At 69.4% G+C, this 20282-nt stretch carries 19 protein-coding genes; 15 read left to right on the top strand and 4 right to left on the bottom strand.

The window, feature by feature from the left end; genetic code table 11:
• The first annotated feature begins 58 nt into the window (after window positions 1-58).
• From ACT3T5_RS06400 to ACT3T5_RS06375, 6 genes are all read left to right on the top strand, one after another.
• Window positions 59-310, top strand: a complete 252-nt coding sequence (locus tag ACT3T5_RS06400) for a ribbon-helix-helix protein, CopG family (RefSeq protein WP_444579226.1) — start codon at window positions 59-61, stop codon at window positions 308-310.
• Window positions 307-546: a hypothetical protein gene (locus tag ACT3T5_RS06395; protein WP_444579227.1), complete on the top strand. Its 240-nt coding sequence runs from the start codon at window positions 307-309 to the stop codon at window positions 544-546. The genes ACT3T5_RS06400 and ACT3T5_RS06395 overlap by 4 nt, the downstream gene beginning before the upstream one ends.
• Before the next feature lie 29 nt (window positions 547-575).
• Entirely contained in the window at window positions 576-791 is a 216-nt protein-coding gene (locus ACT3T5_RS06390; RefSeq protein WP_444579229.1) for a hypothetical protein, read from the top strand.
• A gap of 117 nt (window positions 792-908) precedes the next feature.
• Window positions 909-1397 carry a hypothetical protein gene (locus ACT3T5_RS06385; protein ID WP_444593903.1) on the top strand — a complete coding sequence of 163 codons (489 nt, stop codon included), beginning with the start codon at window positions 909-911 and terminating at the stop codon, window positions 1395-1397.
• A gap of 21 nt (window positions 1398-1418) precedes the next feature.
• On the top strand, window positions 1419-1634 hold the full coding sequence (locus tag ACT3T5_RS06380; RefSeq protein WP_444579231.1) for a hypothetical protein: 216 nt from the start codon (window positions 1419-1421) through the stop codon (window positions 1632-1634).
• Between the two features lie 56 nt (window positions 1635-1690).
• Window positions 1691-2650, top strand: a complete 960-nt coding sequence (locus ACT3T5_RS06375; RefSeq protein WP_444593902.1) for a class I SAM-dependent methyltransferase — start codon at window positions 1691-1693, stop codon at window positions 2648-2650.
• A gap of 343 nt (window positions 2651-2993) precedes the next feature.
• Here the strand turns inward: ACT3T5_RS06375 and ACT3T5_RS06370 are convergent, their stop codons facing one another.
• Together ACT3T5_RS06370 and ACT3T5_RS06365 are read right to left on the bottom strand one after the other, a co-directional pair.
• Window positions 2994-3476: a hypothetical protein gene (locus ACT3T5_RS06370; RefSeq protein WP_444579233.1), complete on the bottom strand. Its 483-nt coding sequence runs from the start codon at window positions 3474-3476 to the stop codon at window positions 2994-2996.
• An 854-nt stretch (window positions 3477-4330) separates the two neighbouring features.
• Entirely contained in the window at window positions 4331-4996 is a 666-nt protein-coding gene (locus ACT3T5_RS06365; RefSeq protein ID WP_444579234.1) for a DUF6318 family protein, read from the bottom strand.
• A gap of 300 nt (window positions 4997-5296) precedes the next feature.
• On the opposite strand from ACT3T5_RS06365, the gene ACT3T5_RS06360 reads away from it, so the two are divergent.
• From ACT3T5_RS06360 to ACT3T5_RS06340, 5 genes are all read left to right on the top strand, one after another.
• Window positions 5297-7033, top strand: coding sequence for an ABC transporter ATP-binding protein (locus ACT3T5_RS06360; protein WP_444579236.1), 1737 nt, complete (start codon window positions 5297-5299; stop codon window positions 7031-7033).
• The gene (locus ACT3T5_RS06355; RefSeq protein ID WP_444593901.1) at window positions 7033-9252 is read left to right on the top strand and encodes an ABC transporter ATP-binding protein; all 2220 of its coding nucleotides are present in this window, start codon (window positions 7033-7035) and stop codon (window positions 9250-9252) included. The genes ACT3T5_RS06360 and ACT3T5_RS06355 overlap by 1 nt, the downstream gene beginning before the upstream one ends.
• Before the next feature lie 75 nt (window positions 9253-9327).
• Window positions 9328-10272, top strand: coding sequence for an ABC transporter substrate-binding protein (locus ACT3T5_RS06350; RefSeq protein WP_444593900.1), 945 nt, complete (start codon window positions 9328-9330; stop codon window positions 10270-10272).
• A complete protein-coding gene (locus tag ACT3T5_RS06345) occupies window positions 10269-11270 on the top strand; it encodes an amino acid ABC transporter permease (RefSeq protein WP_444579239.1) in 1002 nt (333 codons plus the stop codon). Before ACT3T5_RS06350 ends, ACT3T5_RS06345 begins: the two co-directional genes overlap by 4 nt.
• Before the next feature lie 116 nt (window positions 11271-11386).
• Window positions 11387-12169: an amino acid ABC transporter ATP-binding protein gene (locus ACT3T5_RS06340; protein ID WP_444594016.1), complete on the top strand. Its 783-nt coding sequence runs from the start codon at window positions 11387-11389 to the stop codon at window positions 12167-12169.
• Between the two features lie 162 nt (window positions 12170-12331).
• Here ACT3T5_RS06340 and ACT3T5_RS06335 read toward each other — a convergent pair whose 3' ends face one another.
• Both ACT3T5_RS06335 and ACT3T5_RS06330 read right to left on the bottom strand, forming a co-directional pair.
• Window positions 12332-13171 (bottom strand): hypothetical protein, encoded by an 840-nt coding sequence (locus ACT3T5_RS06335; protein WP_444593899.1) that lies wholly within the window; start codon window positions 13169-13171, stop codon window positions 12332-12334.
• A 463-nt stretch (window positions 13172-13634) separates the two neighbouring features.
• The gene (locus ACT3T5_RS06330) at window positions 13635-15947 is read right to left on the bottom strand and encodes an HAD-IB family hydrolase (RefSeq protein WP_444593898.1); all 2313 of its coding nucleotides are present in this window, start codon (window positions 15945-15947) and stop codon (window positions 13635-13637) included.
• 145 nt (window positions 15948-16092) lie between these two features.
• Here ACT3T5_RS06330 and ACT3T5_RS06325 point away from each other — a divergent pair, with 145 nt between their 5' ends.
• The 4 genes from ACT3T5_RS06325 to ACT3T5_RS06310 are packed head-to-tail and all read left to right on the top strand — an operon-like array spanning window position 16093 to window position 20277.
• Window positions 16093-16869 carry an SDR family NAD(P)-dependent oxidoreductase gene (locus ACT3T5_RS06325; protein WP_444579243.1) on the top strand — a complete coding sequence of 259 codons (777 nt, stop codon included), beginning with the start codon at window positions 16093-16095 and terminating at the stop codon, window positions 16867-16869.
• 4 nt (window positions 16870-16873) lie between these two features.
• Window positions 16874-17986, top strand: coding sequence for a lysophospholipid acyltransferase family protein (locus tag ACT3T5_RS06320; protein WP_444593897.1), 1113 nt, complete (start codon window positions 16874-16876; stop codon window positions 17984-17986).
• On the top strand, window positions 17983-19692 hold the full coding sequence (locus tag ACT3T5_RS06315) for an FAD-binding oxidoreductase (RefSeq protein WP_444579246.1): 1710 nt from the start codon (window positions 17983-17985) through the stop codon (window positions 19690-19692). Before ACT3T5_RS06320 ends, ACT3T5_RS06315 begins: the two co-directional genes overlap by 4 nt.
• 6 nt (window positions 19693-19698) lie before the next feature.
• On the top strand, window positions 19699-20277 hold the full coding sequence (locus ACT3T5_RS06310) for a histidine phosphatase family protein (RefSeq protein WP_444579248.1): 579 nt from the start codon (window positions 19699-19701) through the stop codon (window positions 20275-20277).
• The last annotated feature ends 5 nt before the right edge of the window (window positions 20278-20282 follow it).

Genomic DNA, 20282 nt, shown 5'->3' with positions numbered 1-20282 from the left:
TCACGGCCGTGGCGGGCTGCCTGGCCATGGCACAGGTATACGTAATACAATACGTGGTATGAGGAAGATGCAGGGACGTGAGGTTCCCGAGGAGCAGGTCGACGCCTGGGTTGCTGAAGCCGAGGCCGGTTACGACGTGGAGCAACTGCGCCGACGCGGGCGGCCCGCCCGCGGAGAGCAGGCAGCCCAGGTGGTGCCTGTGCGATTCACCGACGAGGAGATCGCCTCGCTCATGCAGCGTGCGGACCGGGAGCATCTGAATCGTTCAGAGGCGATCCGACAAGCCGTCCGTGAGTGGACGACTGCGTGAGGGTCCGCCCCTCAGCGCTCAAGCACGGCATCGCTCCTGAGGAGTCGATTCGTGCGGGCAGCACCGCGGTCTACCTCGCTCCACTGGATGAGGAGAACCCGCAGCGCGAATTCCGGCTGGGATTCGATACCCACGCTCGTCTTCTCGAATTGGTGGTGTTGATCTGGGACGACGGCACCGAGGAGATCATCCATTCGATGCTCGCCCGCAAGCAATATCTCCCGCTCATCCCGTGACGTGAGTCGAACGACGATGATGGAGTGATGTGCACGTCCAGCAGGCCGTCGACGGCCTTGCCCGGGGCCGCACCACCATCACCATCGCCCACCGGCTCTCCACTGCGGAACGCGCCGACCGGATCATGGTGCTCGACGGCGGCGACCTCGCCGAGCACGGCACCCACGCCGAGCTGGTCGAGCTCGAGGGCGGGATCTACGCGGGCCTGCACCGCTCCTGGGTGGCGCACCGCGCGTCGCAGTGAGAACTCCCCATCGACATCCGCCGAGACGCTGGGCAGTCTTGCCCGGGCAGGGCGACCGGAGGGCTGGACGCCCTGCGTCGGTCAGCATCGACGGGCGAGCGCGTGAGGGGACGGACCATGGGGACGGAGCGCGACACCGAGAACGCGGGCCCGCGAGCGGGCACAGGTGAGACCGCGGGCACAGGGGCGGACGCGGGCACAGGCGCAGACGCGAGAGCTCGGGCCGACGAGCTGGCTCTCGGGACGAAGCGATCCCGGCGGGCGGTGCTCACGGTCGTGCTCGGGGCCATTGCGACGCTCGTATCCGCTCTCGCGACCCTGATAGCAGCCACGTCCGCGCGCGTCACCTATTACCTGCCGCCGCCGGACGGCTCCAGGGAGGCCACAGAGCATCACGATTGGATCGGGAGCGTGCTGGCCCTCATCCCCGTGTCGCTTCTCGGCGCTCTGCTCGCGCTCGTGGTGACTCTGCTCAGCATCGTGGCCCTGCTACGCGGGCGGGAAGCAGCGCCCTGGCAGCTGGTCCTGGCAGGTTTCGCCCTTGTCCTCGCTCTCGCGGTCTGCCTCGCCGTACCGTGGCTGCTGACCGGGAGAGGAACCTACTGAGGTGAAAAGGTGGCGACGCTGATGTCCTTCAGGCTCGAGTGCGACGGAGAAGTCTTCACGGTCTCGCACGGCGCTCCCGGCAACTACGGCTATGACTGGACGTCTGGCTCGAACGCTCAGTACGGATTCTCTCTCGCTGCGCACAATTCACCGCCTCTGCAGATGGCCGATCATCTGGCGATCATCCGGAACTTCCTCGAGCAGGTCGACCCGGAGACGGGATATATCGAAGACTGAGCCGGGCATGCATCACGCCCTGTCTGTTCATCTCTCGAGCATCTAGAATTCTGGTCGTGCCGGACTCCGTGAACCCTCCTGTCCCCGCGATCTCCGCGCGAGACGAGCCCCGCTTCGGCAGTGCGGAGCGCAAGAGCGCCCTCGCGGCGGCCTTCCAGGACCAGGGCGAGGACTACGACCGCCTACGGCCCGGCTACCCGCCCGCCGTGCTCGACGCGATTCTCGCCGAGGTGAACCGCGCGGAGCCCCGCGCCGTCGACCTCGGGGCCGGCACCGGCAAGCTGTCGTGGGCGCTCGCGGAGCGGGGTCTCGCCGTCACCGCCGTGGACACCAGCCGCGCCATGCTGGAGACAGCTCTGCGGCGTGGCCCGTCGGCCGATCTGGATGCAAGCGCCACATCCGCCGTCGACCCCACATCCGCCGTCGACCCCACATCCGCCGTCGACCCCACATCCGCCGTCGACCCCGTGCCACGGCTCAGTTCCCCCGCAGCCCCCGCAGCCCCCGCCGCCCCCACCCTCGCCACGCAGGTCGCTCCTGCCGAGGCCACGGGCCTCCCGGATGCTTCGGCGGAGCTGGTCACGGTCGCGCAGGCGTGGCACTGGTTCGACGCCGAGGCCGCGTCGGCAGAGGTCACACGGCTGCTCGCCCCCGGCGGCGTGCTCGCCCTGGTGTGGAACATGCTCGACGTGACGATCCCGTGGGTGCATCGCCTCTCCCGGATCATGCACGCCGGGGACATCCACCGCGAGGACTTCACGCCCACCGTCGGCCCGGGTCTCACGCTCGCGCGCCGCAGCGTGCACCAGTGGGAAGACCCGATGCCCACCGGCGACATCATCGACCTCGCTCGCACCCGCAGCTACGTCATCACCGCCTCCGAGGAGCGCCGCGCGAAGGTGCTCGCGAACCTCGACTGGTACCTCCACGACCACCTCGGCCACGAGCCCGGCAGCACCGTCGGCATCCCGTACCGGACCGACCTGTTCCTCTATCGGGCTTCCCGGAAGGTATAGACGACTCGTCCGCTCGTCCGCTCGTCCGCTCGTCCGCTCGTCCGCTCGTCTGCTCGTCTGCTCGTCTGCTCTTCAGCGCTAGTCCGCTCGCGCATCCCGGTACACACTCACCCACTAGCCAGCTGACCCGCCCGCCTGCTCGTCCCGGCGCCCGCCTGCTGTCGCGCCTCCGTACTGGCCTTCCGTCGGGGAGTGCCATCGAGAGTGCATTGTGTGTCGGTGAGAGGCCGCTCAACGACACGTGCTGCAGGTTGGGCGGTACGAGGGCGGTTGGGCGGCGCGAGGAAGGAGGAGCTACGGAGGCGTTGCGAGGGTGATGGGGCGGTGGTCGAGCAAGGGGGCGTCACGGCACCCATCCCTTGCACCGCAGCTCTCGGCGGATCTGGTCCACCGCACCCGCGCAGCCGTCCTCGGCATCGGCGGCGAACAGCCGAACCTCGGTCCAGCCGGCATCCCGCACGCGTCGAGCGCGCGCGATGTCCCGCTTCACCTGGTCTGGTTTGCTGTGACCCTTGCCGTCGTACTCCGCAGCGATCCGGTGTGCGGGCCATTGGAAGTCCGGAGTGTGCCGGATGCGGCCGTCCGCTCCGACCAGGGGAACATTGATCTCCGGCTCAGGCAGTCCGGCATCTGCGAAGGCGAGGCGCAGCAGCGTCTCGCGGGGAGAGTCCGCGCCGACGCGCACGTCACGCAGTGCAGCGCGCAGAATCCGCGCATGCCGACCAGTGCACTGGAGCGCCAGGTCCTCGAGCGAGCACCATGGCTCGGACCTGCCGAACTCGAAGTCAGGGCGAGGCCGACGCACCAGGTGATCACCGATTGCCACCAGTCGAGAGTGTGACAGGACTCCGGCGAGATCCCGCCAGGTCCGGGCTCGGGAGGTGAGTCGCAGCGGCAGCTCGAGGCGGTCCGAGCTGCTTGCGTCGGACGAGGGATGGACGAACGACGCAGTGCGGAGATCACCGGGCCCGAGGACAAGCGCGTGTCTGCTGATCACTCCGTCGGTGATCCTCCTGCCCTGAGGGAAGGAGATGTGCACCGGGGTGCCTTCGCTCCATTGGTCGAGACGCAGGGAAAGAGGGAGGGCTTGGATCCTGGCGGAGCTCACCCCGACGACCGCTGCGCCCGGATCGGCTCGGCACAGGGCGGAGGCAATATCCATCTCGACGAGTTCTGTTGCAGTCCGGGCGAAGAGGCCCTGTCGCAGCCTCCTCAGGTCCGCGCGGCGCAGACGTTCCACGGAGATCCCTGCACTCGCAGCTTCTGCTCGCGTGAACACGTTCCAGGGGAACGTTGCGGGGAGGGGCGCGGGAGGTCTCGGCATGGCACCAGGATGCGTGCAGAGCCGTCAGCTGGTGCTGTTCATCCACAATGCCCGGGTCAGCGCACTCGGACGGAGCGGTCAGCTGCTCCAGCTACTGCGCGGCATCAAGCACCACGTGTCGTTGAGGCCGCTCTCAACGACACGTGGTGCATGCTCGGTGCTCGGTGCTCGGTGCTCGGTGCTCGGTGCTCGGCAGTACTCGAGGATGCGTGAGTGGTGAGTGGTGAGTGGTGAGTGGTGAGTGGTGAGTGGTGAGTGGCCGGTGGCCGGTGGCGGGTGACGACGCGGATGGCACTGTGCTGCCGTCATGACCTGTCCTTGCGTCGGCCCCATCTGCGTCAGCCCGCTCAGCCCGCTCAGCCCGCGTCGCTCGCACCGCCCGCGTCGCTCGCACCGCTGGAGGCGGGGGCGATGCTCATGTCGGTCACGCGCCAGCGCGTGCCGTCCCAGGCGACCTGGGCGATGAGCTGGCCGGAGACCTCGTCGATGGGGTTGGCCTGGAGGTTCGGGTCATCGACGATGATGCTGGCCTCCTGCGTGAAGTCCGCGACGACCTGGCCGGTGGCCGGGGGTTCGCCGGTGCCGGAGAAGCCGGTCGAGCGCACGTCGAACTCGCCGTCGACGAGGTAGCCGTCCTGCTCGTGGAGGATCTGGGCGTTGCCCAGGAAGGTGGTGCACACCTCGCAGTTGGGGTCCACGGAGTCCTCCCATACGGAGGTGTCACCGGTGGTCATCATGTACGTGTACGACTCGAGCAGGTAGGTGAGAGTCTCCTGCGCACCCTCGGAGGTCTGCTCGGTGAGTCCGGCGGGCTCCTCGGGGCGGGGCAGCTCGGGCTTCGGGGGCTGATCCGCGGGGTCCGCCGTGGGTCGATCGTCCGGGTTCGCGGCTGTCGGCTGCTCGCTCTGGTTCTCATCGCTGGGGTTGTTGCCCGTCAGCGAGCTGATCCCGACAGCGCCGACGGAGACGACCAGGATGAGGGCGAGGACGGCGATGATGAGGCGTTGGACAGGTCGGTTCACGCGGACCACGGTAGAGCACGGGCCTCCGTGGACGCCGCAGGGGCGTCGGACGGATCACGCCCTCGGCGCAATGCGCGTCAGACTGTTCCGGCACCGTGACGCGCACCGGATTCGTCGGCCAGCAGGTGGCGTCGCGGTTCGGTCGACCGCCGCCGCCTCGGAGCCTTCTCGCCGACCTCGCCCACCCCCTCCACCGATCGGCGGACCGACGGAAGTCGGATGCCGTTTCCCTGCCTGGAGGACTAGGCTTCCTGCGGCGCACCGGCACGGTCTGGCCCGTGCCGTGATCGAAGGAGCCACGTGACCCTGCTGCGACTCGTCCTGAGGTCCGTGAAGCCGTACTGGCTCTGGATCCTCCTGGTGGTGCTGTTCCAGATCGTCGGCGTGCTGGCCGCGCTCTATCTGCCCACGCTGAACGCCGACATCATCGACGACGGCGTCGCCAAGGCGGATGTCCCGGTGATCTGGCAGCTCGGGAAGATCATGCTGCTGATCTCGCTGGGCAACGTCATCGCCCTCGTGGCCGCGAACTTCTTCGCGGCGCGCTCGGCGATGCGGGTCGGCAAGGATCTGCGCACCACGGTCTTCTCGAAGGTCTCCTCCTTCTCGCCGCGCGAGCTGAGCGAGTTCGGCACGCCCTCGCTGATCACCCGCTCCACGAACGACGTCCAGCAGGTCCAGATGCTGGTGTTCTTCTCCCTGAACATGCTGGTGCAGGCCCCGGTCACCGGGATCGGCGGCGTGGTCCTCGCCCTGCGGGTCGAGCCGGGCATGGCGTGGCTGATCGCCGTGATGGTGCCGATCATGCTGGTCGCCGTCGGCATCCTGATCTTCCGGGCCGCGCCGCTGTTCAAGCAGATGCAGGGCAAGATCGACGACATCAACGGGGTGCTGCGCGAGCAGATCACCGGCATCCGCGTGCTGCGCGCCTTCGTGCGCGAGGACCGTGAGCGCGAGCGCTACGGCGTGGTCAACGACCAGCTCACCGACCTGAACCGCCGCATCGGCCTGCTGATGATCCTCATCAACCCGATCATCATGTTCATCCTCAACGTCTCCAGCGTGATGGTGCTGCTGGTGGCGGCGCCCCGCATCGACTCCGGGCAGATGGAGGTCGGCTCGATCACCGCGTTCATCGCGTACCTGATGCAGATCCTCATCGCGGTCATGATGGCGACCTTCATGACGATGATGATCCCGCGCGCGATGGTCTCCGCCGAGCGCATCTCCGCAGTGCTCGACACGGACACCAGCGTCGTCCAGCGCACCGATGGCGTGCGCGAGATCGAGGGTCCCATCGAGCTGACCTTCGAGGATGTCTCCTTCACCTATCCCGGCGCCGAGCGCCCGGTGCTGGAGAACATCTCCTTCTCCGCCCGCGCCGGCCAGACCGTCGCGATCATCGGCGGCACCGGCGCCGGCAAGACCACCCTCGTCAACCTCGTGCCGCGCCTGATGGACGCGAGCGAGGGACGGGTGCTGCTCAACGGCCACGACGTCCGCGACCTGGACGCCCACGTGCTGTGGGATCGCGTGGGCCTGGTCCCGCAGCGTCCCTACCTGTTCTCCGGCACGGTCGCGAGCAACCTCCGCTTCGGCAACCCGTCGGCCGACGAGCAGGAGCTGTGGCACGCCCTGAGCGTCGCGCAGGGCCGCGACTTCGTGGCCGCCATGCCCACCGAGCTGGAGTCGCCGATCGCCCAGGGCGGCACCAACGTCTCCGGCGGTCAGCGGCAGCGGCTGTGCATCGCCCGGGCGCTGGCCGCGAAGCCGTCGCTGTACCTGTTCGACGACTCGTTCAGCGCGCTGGACCTCACCACCGACTCGAAACTGCGCGCGGCGCTGGTCCCGGAGACCCGCGATGCGCTGATGCTGATCGTCGCCCAGCGCGTCACCACGATCACGAACGCGGATCTGATCCTCGTGCTCGACAACGGGCGCATCGTGGACCAGGGCACCCACACCGAGCTGCTCGAGACCTCGGAGACCTATCAGGAGATCGTGCGCTCGCAGGGCGTCGAGGAGGAGGTGGCCTGATGTCTCCCTTCAAGAAGAAGCGCGAGCCCGCAGCCGGCGTCGCAGCAGGAGATACGACTCCCGACGACACAACCGCTGACAGCACGACCGCCGGCGACACGACAGCCCGCGGTACGTCCGCCGCCGACACCACGACGAGCCACGCCGCGGCGGGCGACGAGGCGAAGGCCGCCGACGAGATCGCCAGCGAGAAGGACGCCCAGCGGGGCCTGCGCCCCGGGCAGAGCGCCAAGAACTTCTGGCCCTCGGCCAAGCGCCTGCTGCGGGAGATCGGTCCGGAGCGCAAGTTCATGATCGGCGCGATCCTCATCGGTTTCGTGTCCGTCGCGCTCAGCGTCGTCGGCCCGAAGATCCTGGGCCGCGCCACCGACATCATCTTCACCGGGCTGATCTCCAAGAACCTCCCGGCGGGAGCCGAACCGGCCGACGTCATCGCCCAGATGCGCGAGCGCGGCGAAGGGCAGATGGCGGACCTGCTCTCGGGGATGCACCTGACCCCCGGCGAAGGCATCGACTTCACCTCCCTCCATCAGACCCTCGCCCTGGCGGTGGGGCTGTTCGTCGGCTCCGCGCTGCTCATGTGGCTTCAGGGCGTCGCCCTGAACCGGGTCATCTACCGCATGGTGTACCGGATGCGCCGTGAGGTGGAGGAGAAGCTGCACCGGCTGCCGCTGGCCTACTTCGACAGGATGAAGCGCGGCGAGATCCTCTCCCGCGTCACCAACGACATCGACAACATCCAGAACACGCTGATGAACACCGTGACGGGGCTCGTGAACTCGATCCTCACGGTGATCGGCGTGCTGGTCATGATGCTCACGATCTCCTGGCAGCTCTCCCTGATCGCGCTCGCCGTGATCCCGGTGGTCGTGCTGCTCACGGCCATCGTGGGCTCCAGGTCGCAGAAGCTGTTCGCGCAGCAGTGGGACGCGACCGGGGTGATGAACTCCGAGGTCGAGGAGGCCTACACCGGGCATTCGCTGGTGACCGTCTTCGGCCGCCGCGAGCAGATCGCCGAGCGCTTCGAGGAGCGCAACGAGAAGCTGTTCAAGGCGACCTTCGGCGCCCAGTTCGTCTCGTCGCTGATCATGCCGATCATGATGTTCGTGGGGAACCTCAGCTACGTGGTCGTCGCGATCGTGGGCGGGCTGCGGATCATCTCCGGCCAGCTCACCCTCGGCGACGTGCAGGCGTTCATCCAGTACTCCCGCCAGTTCACCCAGCCGCTGAGCCAGGTCGCCTCGATGGCGACCATGCTGCAGTCCGGTGTGGCCAGCGCCGAGCGGGTCTTCGAGCTGCTGGACGCCGACGAGCAGGAGCCCGAGACGACCCTCGACACCGCCGCCGCCGGCATCCACGAGGGCCGTGTCGAGTTCGAGCATGTGCGCTTCTCCTACACCCCCGAGCGCGAGCTGATCCGCGACCTGTCCCTCGTCGCCGACCCCGGGCACACCGTCGCGATCGTCGGCCCCACCGGCGCCGGCAAGACCACCCTGGTCAACCTCGTGATGCGGTTCTACGAGGTCGACGGCGGGCGGATCACGATCGACGGGATCGACATCCGCGACCTCACCCGTGCCCAGCTGCGCGAGCGCACCGGCATGGTGCTCCAGGACACCTGGCTGTTCAAGGGGAGCCTGCGGGAGAACATCCGCTACGGGCGCCTGGATGCGACCGACGAGGAGGTCCTCGAGGCCGCGCGCGCCACCCACGTGGACGACTTCGCCCGGCAGCTGCCCGAGGGCTACGACACGATCGTGGACGACGACGAGTCCTCGCTGTCCGCCGGCGAGAAGCAGCTGATGACCATCGCCCGCGCCTTCCTCGCCAAGCCGAGCCTGCTGATCCTGGACGAGGCCACCTCGAGCGTGGACACCCGCACCGAGGTGCTGGTCCAGAACGCGATGAACCGACTCCGCGAGGGCCGCACCTCCTTCGTGATCGCCCACCGCCTCTCCACGATCCGCGACGCGGACCTCATCCTCGTGATGGAGGACGGCGACATCGTCGAGCAGGGCGATCACGAGCAGCTGCTGGCGACCGGCGGGGCCTACGCCCGGCTGTACCGCTCGCAGTTCGAGGGCGCCGCCGTGGACATCGACGCGGAGGAGGAGCTCGCCGCGCACGAGGGCGCGCACGACGCCGCCCACGAGGTCGCGCACGACGCCTCGCATGAGGGAGAGCCCTCCACCGAGACCGGCAGCATGCAGCTGGGCTGACGGGCTCCGCGGCCACTGCGGTGAACCAGCCAACACTGGTTTGTTTTCATGCATTCGTGTGAATACTATTCACTCGTGACTTCCCTCCGCCCCCGTCGGCATCCCCGCCGGCGCGCCCTGTTGCGCGCGCTGCCGCTCGCCCTGGGCGGCGCCGCTCTCGCGCCTGCGCTCGCCGCCTGCACCGATGCCTCCGTCCGCCTGGACGCCGAGTCCAACGCGATCCCGGAGGTCGACGTCGACGGCATCGAGGAGCAGCCCGAGCTCGCCGCCCTCGTCCCCGCCGAGATCCGCGAGCGGGGCGAGCTGGTCAACGGCGCCGCCCTGAACTACGCGCCCGGCGAGTTCGTCGGCTCCGGGGGAGGGGCTGTCGGCTACGACATGGACATCCTCGCCGCCGTCGGCAAGGTGCTGGGCCTGACGACCCGCACCGAATCCGCGGTGTTCGCACAGATCATCCCGTCGATCGGCTCGAAGTACGACGTCGGGATCTCGAGCTTCACCATCAACCCCGAGCGCCTCGAGCAGGTCTCGATGGTGTCCTACTTTGCGGCGGGGATGTCCTACGCCGTGAAGACCGGGAACCCCTACGGCATCACTCCGCCGGACCTGTGCGGCACCCGCGTCGCCCACCAGGTGGGCACCTATATGGACGACGTCGTCGTCGAACGCGACCAGGAGTGCAAGGACACGGGCGGCCAGGGCATCGTCGACCAGCCCTACGTCGGCAATGCGGACGCCGCGACCGCCGTCGCCGGCGGCAAGGCCGATGTGCTGATCGGCGACTCGCCCGTCGTCGCCTACGCCGTGGACCGCTCCCGCGGCACTCTGGAGGAGGTCGGCGAGATCGAGGACGCGGCCCTGAACGGCATCGTCGTCGCCAAGGACCAGCCGGAGCTGGCCGAGGCGATCCGCGCGGCGGTGCAGCACCTCATCGACTCCGGCGCCCTCCGCGACATCCTCGTGGCCTGGGGCAATGAGAACGGCATGATCGAGACCTCGGAAGTGGACCCGCAGCAGTGAGCACACAGACCCCCGCCCCCGCCCCCGGCGCAGCCTCGGCAGGCCCCGCGACCGGCCGTCGCGCCGTCGACCCGATCCCGGGCCGGATCCGCGCCCGGCGCAGCCCGCGCCCCGGCACCTGGATCAGCGCCGTCATCGTCGCGCTGGTCGTGCTGGGCCTGATCAACTTCCTGATCACCAACCCCGTCTTCGACTGGCCCACCGTGGCGACCTACATCCTGGACGTCAAGGTGGTCCAGGGCGTGGGCTGGACGCTGCTGATCACCGTGCTCGCGATGGTGCTCGGCACCGTCGTGGCGCTCGCCGCCGCGATCATGCGACGCAGCGAGAACCCGGTGCTCCGCGGCGTCTCCTGGGCGTACATCTTCATCTTCCGCGGCACGCCGGTGTACACCCAGCTGGTGTTCTGGGGCCTGTTCACCGTGATCGTCCCCAAGATCGCGCTGGGCGTCCCCTTCGGTCCCGAGTGGTTCTCCTTCTCCACCCGCGACTACTTCCCGGCGTTCTGGGCGGCCGTGGTGGGCCTGGGCCTGAACGAGGGCGCCTACCTCGCCGAGATCATCCGCTCGGGCCTGAACTCCGTGGACAAGGGGCAGACGGAAGCCTCCAAGGCGCTCGGCATGGGCAACGGCAACATCCTGCGGCGCATCATCATCCCCCAGGCCATGCGCGTGATCGTGCCGCCTCTGGGCAACGAGACCATCGGCATGCTGAAGACGACCTCGCTCGTTCTCGCCGTGCCCTTCACCCTGGATCTGACCTTCGCCACCAACGCGATCTCGAACAAGCTCTACGCCCCGATACCGCTGCTGATCGTGGCCGCGATATGGTACCTCGCGATCACCAGCGTGCTGATGGTGGGCCAGTTCTTCCTCGAGCGGTACTTCGGCCGCGGCTTCGACGACCGCCCCGGCGGCGCCCCGAAGCGCTCGCGCCAGTCCGCCGTGAACCGCGCCGGCACGACCCCCAAGGACTCGCTCCCGGAGGTGGAGCTCTGATGACCCACGCCGCCACGCCCACGCCCGACGACGCTCCTGCCGCCACGCCCGACCGGGCCGCCACGCCCGGTCTGACCGCCGCGCGCGACCAGGCCGCCCCGCCCGACCCGGCTGCCATGCCCGACCCTGCGGCGCCGCTCATCCAGCTCGAGGGCATCCACAAGGCCTTCGGCGAGCTCCACGTGCTCAAGGACTGCGACCTCTCCGTCGCCCCGGGCGAGGTGACCGTGCTGATCGGCCCCTCCGGCTCGGGCAAGTCCACCCTGCTGCGCTGCATCAACCAGCTCGAGGAGCCGACGGCCGGCCGGGTGCGCATCGCCGGCGTCACCCAGGGCTACACCGAGGAACCGCTGGCCGACGGTCGCTGGCAGAAGCTGCCCAGCGCCGAGATCGCCCGCCAGCGCTCGCGCATCGGCATGGTCTTCCAGCGCTTCCACCTGTTCCCGCACATGACCGCCCTGGCGAACATCATGGAGGCCCCGATCCAGGTGCTGGGGCGGTCCAAGGCCGAGGCCAAGGAGTCCGCGCTCGCCCTGCTCGAGCGGGTGGGGCTGTCCGACCGCGCCGATCACTACCCCTCGGAGCTCTCCGGCGGCCAGCAGCAGCGCGTCGCTATCGCCCGCGCCCTGGCCATGGAGCCCGAGCTGATGCTCTTCGACGAGCCGACGTCCGCCCTGGACCCGGAACTGGTCGCCGAGGTCCTCGCGGTGCTCAAGGAGCTCGCCGAGGGCGGGATGACCATGATCGTGGTGACCCACGAGATGGGCTTCGCCCGCGAGGTCGCCGACAGGGTCGTGTTCATGGACGAGGGCAGGATCGTCGAGCAGGGCACCGCCCAGGAGCTCGTCGAGAATCCGAGGTCCGACCGCCTCCAGGACTTCCTCGCCTCGGTGCTCTGAGCCCGGGGCGGCCGCCGGGCCGAGCAGTCATGCATGCACCATGCACCAGGGGCGCACCGCGGATGCGGTGCGCCCCTGGTGCGCTGTCGACCCCCGCTGCAGCGGGGCTGGTGGACGAGATGTGAGTGCAGCGATGAGACGGCGATGATCAGCCGACGACGATCAGACGGCCGGGATCTCGAACTCGCCCCGGAACTCGGGGATCACGGTGTCCTCGCCGATCACCTCCGCCTCGGGTCGCACGTACGAGCCGGTGAGGGTGTCATCCGTGGTCTCGACGTAGATCGGGATGTAGCCGGTGGCCTCGCCATCGCGACGCGGCGCCCCCTCGAAGTACTCGAAGCCCGCGTCGGAGACCTCCTCGTCGGCGCTCGCCGCGTAGTTGACCTCCTCGCCGCCGTCCTCCAGGTAGAAGTCGGACTGGCTGACCACTCCGCCGTACTGGCCGCCGGGCGTCACGGCCACCTCGAGGTAGATCATCTCGCCGTCGGGGTTGTCCGTCGCGGCGTAGAAGTCGGTGGGATTGCCCCGCACTGCGGAGACGATCGTGACCACGTCGCCGGTCTCCTCGTCGACGAGCTCGGTGCCGATCTCGACGACCGCGGGCTCGCCCGCGGAGGCAGCGGTGCCCTCGGCGGCGGCGTCGTCGTTGTCGGAGCCTGCATCGTCGGAGCCCGCGTCCTCGCCATCGGCGCTCTCGTCGGTGCCCGCGCCGTCGGAGGTATCGCTGCCGGACTCGTCGCCGTCCTCCGTGGAGGAGTCGTCCTCGTCCGTGCCCTGGTCAGTGCCTTCGTCGGCACCATCCTCGGTGCCCTCGTCTGCGCCCTTCCCAGTTTCCTCGTCGGTGCCATCGTCCTCACCGTCGCCCCCGCGGTCCTGCTCCTGGCCCTGCTCGCCCGGCTCGCTCTCGGCCTCGGTCTCGCCGAAGCCGCCGCATGCGGTCAGCGCCAGCATGGTCGCGGCCGCCAGAGCTGCTCCGCGGGCATAGATCGTTCTGGTCATGAGGGTCCCCTCTCGGCGGGATCCGGGACCGCGACCTTCGCCGTCCCCAGGCCTCGCAGTTCCCATCCCGGGAGTTCCCGCTCGACCTGAAAATTACGGTAGTCGGCCTTCTGGCCAGGGGCGATGGGCAGGAGTCCCCGTGCCATCCTCCCCATGGGGCACGCACGAAGCCGTCACGCCCGGACACGAAACAGCCCGGCCCGGACACGAAACAGCCCGGCCCGGACACGAAGCCGCCCGGCCTGGACACGGAGCAGCCCCGCCCGGACACGAAGCGGCCCGGCCTGGAGACCGAACAGCCCCACCGGACATGAAGCAGCCCCGTCGCACGGCGACGGGGCTGCTGGTCGATCAGGTCTGGCGAGCGGGAGCTGCTGGCACGACGGTCCTACGGCCCACCACGCTCAGTGGCCCTCGACATTCGGTGGCCCACCACGTTCGGTGGCCCACCGCGTTCAGCGGCTCACCACTCCAGGATCTGCCAGCGCTTCTTCTTCGCCACGCCGTACAGGCCGAGGTCCGGGGAGACGGCGGTGGGGGAGCCGACCAGCTCGAGCCAGGCGGCGTCGGCGTGGGAGTCGCCGTAGCCGTAGGAGGCGGCGAGGTCCGCGCCGTGCAGATCGGCGTACTTGCTCAGCCAGTTCGCGCGGGCCTCGTCGACCAGCGGGGGAGTGGCCAGGTAGCCGGTCATGACCCCGGAGGCGTCCTCGTCCATATGGGTGGCGACGACCTCGTCGAACAGGCCCGCCAGCGGCTCCACGAGCACGTCGAGCGCACCGCTGACCAGCACGGTGCGGTGGCCGGCGGCACGGTGGCGCTCGATCGTCTCGAGGGCCTCGGGACGGATCGACGCGCGGATGCGGCGCCCGGCCTCACCCTGCATGAGAGAGCGCAGCTCGTCGCTGCGGTAGCCCTTGTAGCGGCGGTTGACCGTGCGGATCAGCTCGGAGCGGTCCCGCTTCTCCGCCCGCAGGTAGCCGGGAACCGAGGCGAGCAGGCCGCCGATCTCGGCGGGCCAGGACCGGCGGGGACGCGTCGCCCGCACCACCGCGAAGTACTGCTGGACGATGTTCGTGGCGAGCACGGTGCCGTCGAGGTCGAAGACGGCCAGGGCGTTCTCGTTCTGCTTGAGCTCCGGCGCGGGACGCGAGGTGCGCTTGCGCTGGGCGGACTTCGCCCGGGAGTACGCCTTGGTGAGGTCGGTGACCGCCGGCAGGTGCTGCTTCGTGAAGTACTCGCGCCAGTCGATCCCGGTGACGTCGAAGTCGTGTCCCTCCAGGAACGATGCCGGCAGCTCGTCGCGCAGGGCACGCGTGTTGGCGTCGTCGAAGACCATCTCCGTCTTCGTGTACTGGCGGTACAGCTCGATGTACATGCGCAGCGTGGTCAGGCCCGACGTCGCCTTGTGCAGGTCCGACGTCCACGCGCGGGTGCGCTTGGTGGCGGGGAGGTAGGCCACGGCTGTGGCCCCGACCTTCGCGGCGAGCTCCTTGGCCCGGAAGCGCTGCTCGACCAGCTCTACGGCCGGGAAGGTCCAGGCCGGGACCTCGATGGCCTTGCCTTCGTCGTCCTCCAGCGGGTGCTCCACGAAGTACTCGCGCACCGCGGTGAACATCTCGTGGAAGGGCAGCGGGTTCGAGGCGCCGGAGACCACCTGGTAGTAGGCGTCGTCGCCGCGGCGGGTGACGTCCTGGGTGGCCAGGGCCACGATCACGTTGACCACGAAGTCCACGGGGATGACGTCGAGGATCGAGTCCGCCAGGCCCGGGAACTCGGGCAGGGCGCCGCGGCCGTAGGCCATGATCAGCGGGTCGGCGACCTTGTAGCCGTCGATCCAGCCCGGGTACGGGTTCTGGACCGCCGATTCGATGATCGAGGGCCGCACGAAGGAGACCCGGTGGCCGTTGGCCGCCCACAGCTCCTCGGCGACCTGCTCCGCCATCGCCTTGGTGAAGGTGTAGATGTCGGTCCAGCCCACGGACTGGGCGCGGGTGCGACCGAAGTCGACCAGGCGCTCGTCGACCCACTCGCGGCGGGCCTCCTCGGAGGCGGAGGCGACCGCCTTGGGGCCCATCCGACCGGTGCGCAGCGTCGCGCCGCGGATCTGGGAGCGCAGGGTCTCGGGCCGACGGGACTCGGCGTCGACGCGGGTGCGGGCGTCGAGCGCGGCCTGGTACTCGGCGCGCCAGTCGACGTCGGTCCGGAGCGACCCTTCCTGGCGCAGGCCCTTCGCGATGCCGCCGACGTAGGCGGTCGAGACGTGGATGACGTGGGGGTCCTGGCCGGAGGCGAGCAGCGCCTCGTAGAGGTTCCTCGCCCCGCCGACGTTGGTGCGGAAGGCCTCGTCGATCGGCGGGTCGAAGGAGACCGAGGACGCGGAGTGGATGACCACGTCGAAGGGGTCCTCGATCGCGGGCATGTCGGTGAGATCGCCTTCGAGCACGGAGACACGGGCGTCGAATGCGGCCTTCACGACGGCCTTCCCGTCTTTCGCGTCCTGGCTGTCCTGGCTGTCCTGGCTGCTCGTGGTGATCGCGTCGGCCCAGGAGGAGAAGACGGGCTTGCGCAGCAGCTGCTCGAGGCGCTTGAGCCCGGTGAGGGAACCCTTGGGGCGCACCACGGCGGTGATGTGGGTGTTCTCGGTGGTCTCCAGGAGGGACCGCAGGACCGCCTGGCCCAGGAATCCGGTGACGCCGGTCAGCAGGATCCGACGATCCCCGTCGCGGTGCCCGCCGCTGCTCGCGGACTGGTCGGCGGACGGTGTGCTGTTCGACATGGATTCCCTCGATGGACGGGTACGGAAGGACGTGCAAGATATGGGGCCCGTGTCGCGATCCCGTCGCGTTCGACGCGCCCCGGGGTCGCCTCACCAGGGGTGTTTCCCGCGCTGATCAGGGCGGCTCTAGTGTATCGTAGCCGCCATGCATAGGGCCCTGATCACCGGTGGCACCGCGGGCATCGGGGCCGCTTTCGCGAGAGCTTTCGCTTCTCGCGGAGCGTCCCTCGTGCTGGTCGCGCGAGACGCCTCCCGCCTGGACGAGACTGCCGCACAGCTCCGCCGCGAGTACGGCGTCGAGATCGAGACCCTCGTCGCCGACCTCGCCGACCGCGCGTCGCAGCAGCGCGTCGCCGACCGCCTCGAGGCGGCGACGAAACCGGTCGACGTGCTCGTCAACAATGCCGGCTTCTCCGTGAAGGCGAGCCTCCTCGAGGAGGACATCTCCGCCCATGACCTCGGCTTCGAGGTGATGATCCGCGCCGTGCTGAAGCTCGGCGGTGCGGCAGGCCGGGGGATGCGCGAGCGTGGCCGCGGCTGGATCATCAACGTGGGCTCCGTGAGCGCCCTGGTGACCCAGAACAACTACTCCGCCATCAAGGCCTGGGTGGGCAACTACTCCGAGTCGCTCGGGGTGCAGCTGTCCGGCACCGGCGTGCAGGTCACCGCGCTCATGCCGGGCTGGGTGCGCACCGAGTTCCACAACCGCGCCGGGATCAAGGGCTCCTCGATCCCTGGTGTGCTGTGGCTCGACGCCGACCGCCTGGTCGAGGAGTGCCTGCGGGATGTGGCCCGTGGCAAGCCGGTCTCGATCCCCTCGCTGCGCTGGAAGGGGATCGCCGGTGTGCTGCGCACGACGCCTCGTGGGATCGTGGCACGACTGAGCGCACTGCTCAGCCACCGCCGCAGCCGGGAGAAGTGATCGCATGACCCCGCAGAACTCCTCGCAGATCCCCGGGCAGGACCCTGAGGACACCGTCGATCCCGCCGGCGCCGCCTTCCCGGCGCGATCCGGTGACGCCGCAGGTCATGCGCGTCCCGGGGGCCCTGTCGAGGACGCCGACACGGTCGCCGACGACCTCGCCGCCGCTGATGAGGACTCCGACGTCGACACGGGTGCCGACGCCGGTGGGGAGCCCGGCGGCGACGCCGGCGGTGACGCTCCGGAGGGTCCGGCCGATGAGACGAAGCAGCCCGGCGAGTCGACGCAGAACGACGAGACCACGCAGAACGACGAGACCACGCAGAGCAACGGGGCGAAGCATCCCAGCCCCGGCCGACGTCTGATGGCGTCGCTCTCGGCCCGCTCGCGCGGCGAGGGCTGGGAGAAGCCCGAGGGCGAGCTCGCGAAGTACCGCTCGCGCTGGCGCTCGGGGCTCCGCTTCGTGCTGCAGCGCGTGATCTTCCGGATGGTCGTGCGGTCCGCAGTGACCCCGCAGGTCGTGATGCACCGGCGCGTCAAGAGCGTCCGGGGGCCGTTCGTGCTGGTCGCGAATCACACCAGCCATGTCGACGGACCCCTGCTGGCGCTCAGCCTGCCGTGGGCTCAGGGCCGGCTGCTGTCCACCGGAGTCGCGACGGACTACTGGTTCGAGCACGGCTGGCCCCGCCGATTCTTCGTGCGCACCATGCTCAACGCCTTCCCGATCGACCGCGGCGGCGATCGCAAGCACTCGGGCACGTCCCGCAAGCTGCTGCGCGCCGGGGTTCCGATCCTGGTCTTCCCCGAAGGCGGGCGCCAGAGCAGCGGCCAGATGACCAGCTTCAAGCCCGGCGGGGCGGCCCTCGCGATCAGCGTGGGTGTGCCCGTGATCCCTGCGGCGATCGTCGGAGGCTACGAGGCGATGCCCAAGGGGCGGAGCTGGCCGCAGGGCCGCCCCCCGGTGCGCGTCGTCTTCGGTGAGCCGATCATCTCCGACCAGGACGAATCCGCGGTCGACTTCTCCGACCGGATCCGCGCACGAGTCAAAGACCTGTACGAGCAGCATCACGACGAGGTCCTGGGCGCGGACGCCCCGGACGAGGAGGAAACCGCATGAGCGACCGGCTGAGCGCCCGAGAGGTCAAGCGGCACAAGTGGTGGGGATGGGGTCTGGACGACGTCACCTTCCGGTACGACAACAAGCCGGCCTTCGCGCCGCTCGCGAAGAACAAGGTGGGCGTGGACCTGGCCGCGAAGGACACGCCGGTCGAGCCCGACCTCTCGGCGTTCGACGTGCCTGCGACCCGCCTCCCCGAGGACGTGCGTGCGCTGCTGACCGGCGTGGTCGGCGAGGAGAACCTGCTGGAGGACGACGAGTACCGCGTCGTGCACTCCTTCGGCCGCTCCCTGCCCGACCTGTTCCGTGTGCGCGCCGGTGACTTCGGGCGCCTGGTCGATGCCGTGGTCTACCCGGACTCCGAGGCCGAGGTCGCCGAGGTCCTGCGCATCGTCCTGGAGAAGGACCTGGTGCTGATCCCCTACGGCGGCGGCTCCTGCATCTCCGGCTCGGTCACGCCCGACGTCACCGAGCAGCGCCCCGTGCTCACCATGAACCTGGGCCGCATGCGCGAGGTCCTCGAGATCGACGACACCGCGGGCCTGGCGCGCGTCGAGGCCGGCGTCTACGGCCCGGATCTCGAGGAGCAGCTCAACGCCCTGGGCTGGACCGTCGGGCACTTCCCGGACTCCTTCACGTACTCCACCCTCGGCGGCTGGGCCGCGACCCGCTCCTCGGGCATGCAGTCCGACAAGTACGGAGACATCGAGGACATCGTGCGCGGCCTGCGCATGGTCCACCCCGACGGCATCGCCGTCACCAAGGCGATCCCGGGCCGAGACTCCGGCCCCAGCGTGCACGAGATGATCCTGGGCAGCGAGGGCCGCCTCGGCATCATCACCGAGACCACCGTGCAGGTGCACCGCCTCGCCCCGGTGCGCCAGGTCATCGCCTATATGTACCCCGACTGGGAGCACGGCATCCGCGGCATGCACGCGATCGCCCGCTCCACCGACGTCTCGCCCACGTTCACCCGTCTCTCCGACGGGCCCGAGACAGAATTCAGCCTCTCCATGGTCAAGGAGCCCAGCTCCACCAAGGGCAAGGTGGCCGCGAAGGTGCAGGACGGGCTGTTCGCCTACCTGCGCTCCAAGGGCTGGGACACCACGAACGAGATGTCGATCTCCTACGTCTGCTTCGAGGGCTCCAAGGAAGCGGTCGAGCAGCAGAAGTCGATCGTCAAGAAGATCGTGAAGAACGCCGGCGGTATCACCCTGGGCGCCGGCCCCGGGGCGATCTACGACCAGAAGAAGTTCGACACCCCGTACCTGCGCGACTTCCTGCTGAACTACCAGGTCTTCGGCGACGTGTGCGACACCGGGGCGACCTGGTCGAGCATCAACGAGGTCCACACGAAGGTGTACGAGGCGTTCTACGCGGTGCAGGAGGAGCAGGGCCTGCCCGGCTTCATGTTCTGCCATATGTCGCACAGCTACCACGCGGGGGCGTGCCTCTACTTCACCTTCGCCTTCCCGTACTCCTCGGACGAGCAGGCACTGGACCAGTACTACGCGGCCAAGCAGGCTGTGCAGCAGACCTTCGTGGATCTGGGCTCGACCGTCAGCCACCACCACGCGGTGGGCACCGAGCACCAGCCGTGGATCACCGAGGACATCGGCGAGGTCGGCGTGCGTATGGTCAAGGGCCTGTTCGCGGACAACGACCCCGGGCGGAACCTGAACCCGGGCAAGGTCACCACGCCCTGAGCGGCCATGAGTGACGTCTGGGTGCTGCGGCACGGGGAATCCACCGCCAACGTGGAAGGGCGGATCGTCTCGCTGCCCGGGCCGCGCGCCCTGACGCACGTGGGACTGACCGATCTGGGCCGACGCCAGGCGCGGGCCACGGCGCGCGGCGCGCTCGAGCAGGGGCTGGGGGCGACGACGACCGTCGTCTCCAGCGACTTCGCCCGGGCCCTGCAGACCGCGGAGGAGTTCGCGCACGGGATCGGTGCCGCCGCGCCCCGCCTCGACGAACGGCTGCGGGAGCGGGGTTTCGGCGCGCACGACGAAGGGCCCTCCAGCGCCTACGACCTGGTGTGGTCCGTCGACCGCGAGCGCGGCACCCATGACGACGGCGTCGAGCAGGTCGCCGCGGTGGCGGAGCGCGTGGACCAGGCGCTCCGCGCTGCGGATGCCCTCGCGGCCGACGCCCCCGTCGTGCTCGTCGCCCACGGCGACATCCTGCAGATCGCCCTCGCGATCGGGGCAGGCATGGACCCGCACGACCACCGCGACGTCCCGCACCTGGGCAACGCCGAGCTGCGCCGGATCGGGTCGGCCCGCCTGTGAGCGAC

The sequence above is a fragment of the Brachybacterium sp. AOP3-A1-3 genome (genome assembly GCF_052378285.1).
GTDB lineage: Bacteria > Actinomycetota > Actinomycetes > Actinomycetales > Dermabacteraceae > Brachybacterium.
The sequence above is the reverse complement of the archived record's forward strand: the minus strand, read 5'-3'. Positions and strand labels throughout refer to the sequence as shown.

Coding starts and splice junctions, on each gene's coding strand:
- ACT3T5_RS06400 (WP_444579226.1), top strand. CDS start 59: ATGAGGAAGATGCAGGGACGTGAGGTTCCCGAGGAGCAGGTCGACGCC.
- ACT3T5_RS06385 (WP_444593903.1), top strand. CDS start 909: ATGGGGACGGAGCGCGACACCGAGAACGCGGGCCCGCGAGCGGGCACA.
- ACT3T5_RS06380 (WP_444579231.1), top strand. CDS start 1,419: ATGTCCTTCAGGCTCGAGTGCGACGGAGAAGTCTTCACGGTCTCGCAC.
- ACT3T5_RS06355 (WP_444593901.1), top strand. CDS start 7,033: ATGTCTCCCTTCAAGAAGAAGCGCGAGCCCGCAGCCGGCGTCGCAGCA.
- ACT3T5_RS06340 (WP_444594016.1), top strand. CDS start 11,387: ATGCCCGACCCTGCGGCGCCGCTCATCCAGCTCGAGGGCATCCACAAG.
- ACT3T5_RS06335 (WP_444593899.1), bottom strand. CDS start 13,171: ATGACCAGAACGATCTATGCCCGCGGAGCAGCTCTGGCGGCCGCGACC.
- ACT3T5_RS06330 (WP_444593898.1), bottom strand. CDS start 15,947: ATGTCGAACAGCACACCGTCCGCCGACCAGTCCGCGAGCAGCGGCGGG.
- ACT3T5_RS06325 (WP_444579243.1), top strand. CDS start 16,093: ATGCATAGGGCCCTGATCACCGGTGGCACCGCGGGCATCGGGGCCGCT.
- ACT3T5_RS06320 (WP_444593897.1), top strand. CDS start 16,874: ATGACCCCGCAGAACTCCTCGCAGATCCCCGGGCAGGACCCTGAGGAC.
- ACT3T5_RS06315 (WP_444579246.1), top strand. CDS start 17,983: ATGAGCGACCGGCTGAGCGCCCGAGAGGTCAAGCGGCACAAGTGGTGG.
- ACT3T5_RS06310 (WP_444579248.1), top strand. CDS start 19,699: ATGAGTGACGTCTGGGTGCTGCGGCACGGGGAATCCACCGCCAACGTG.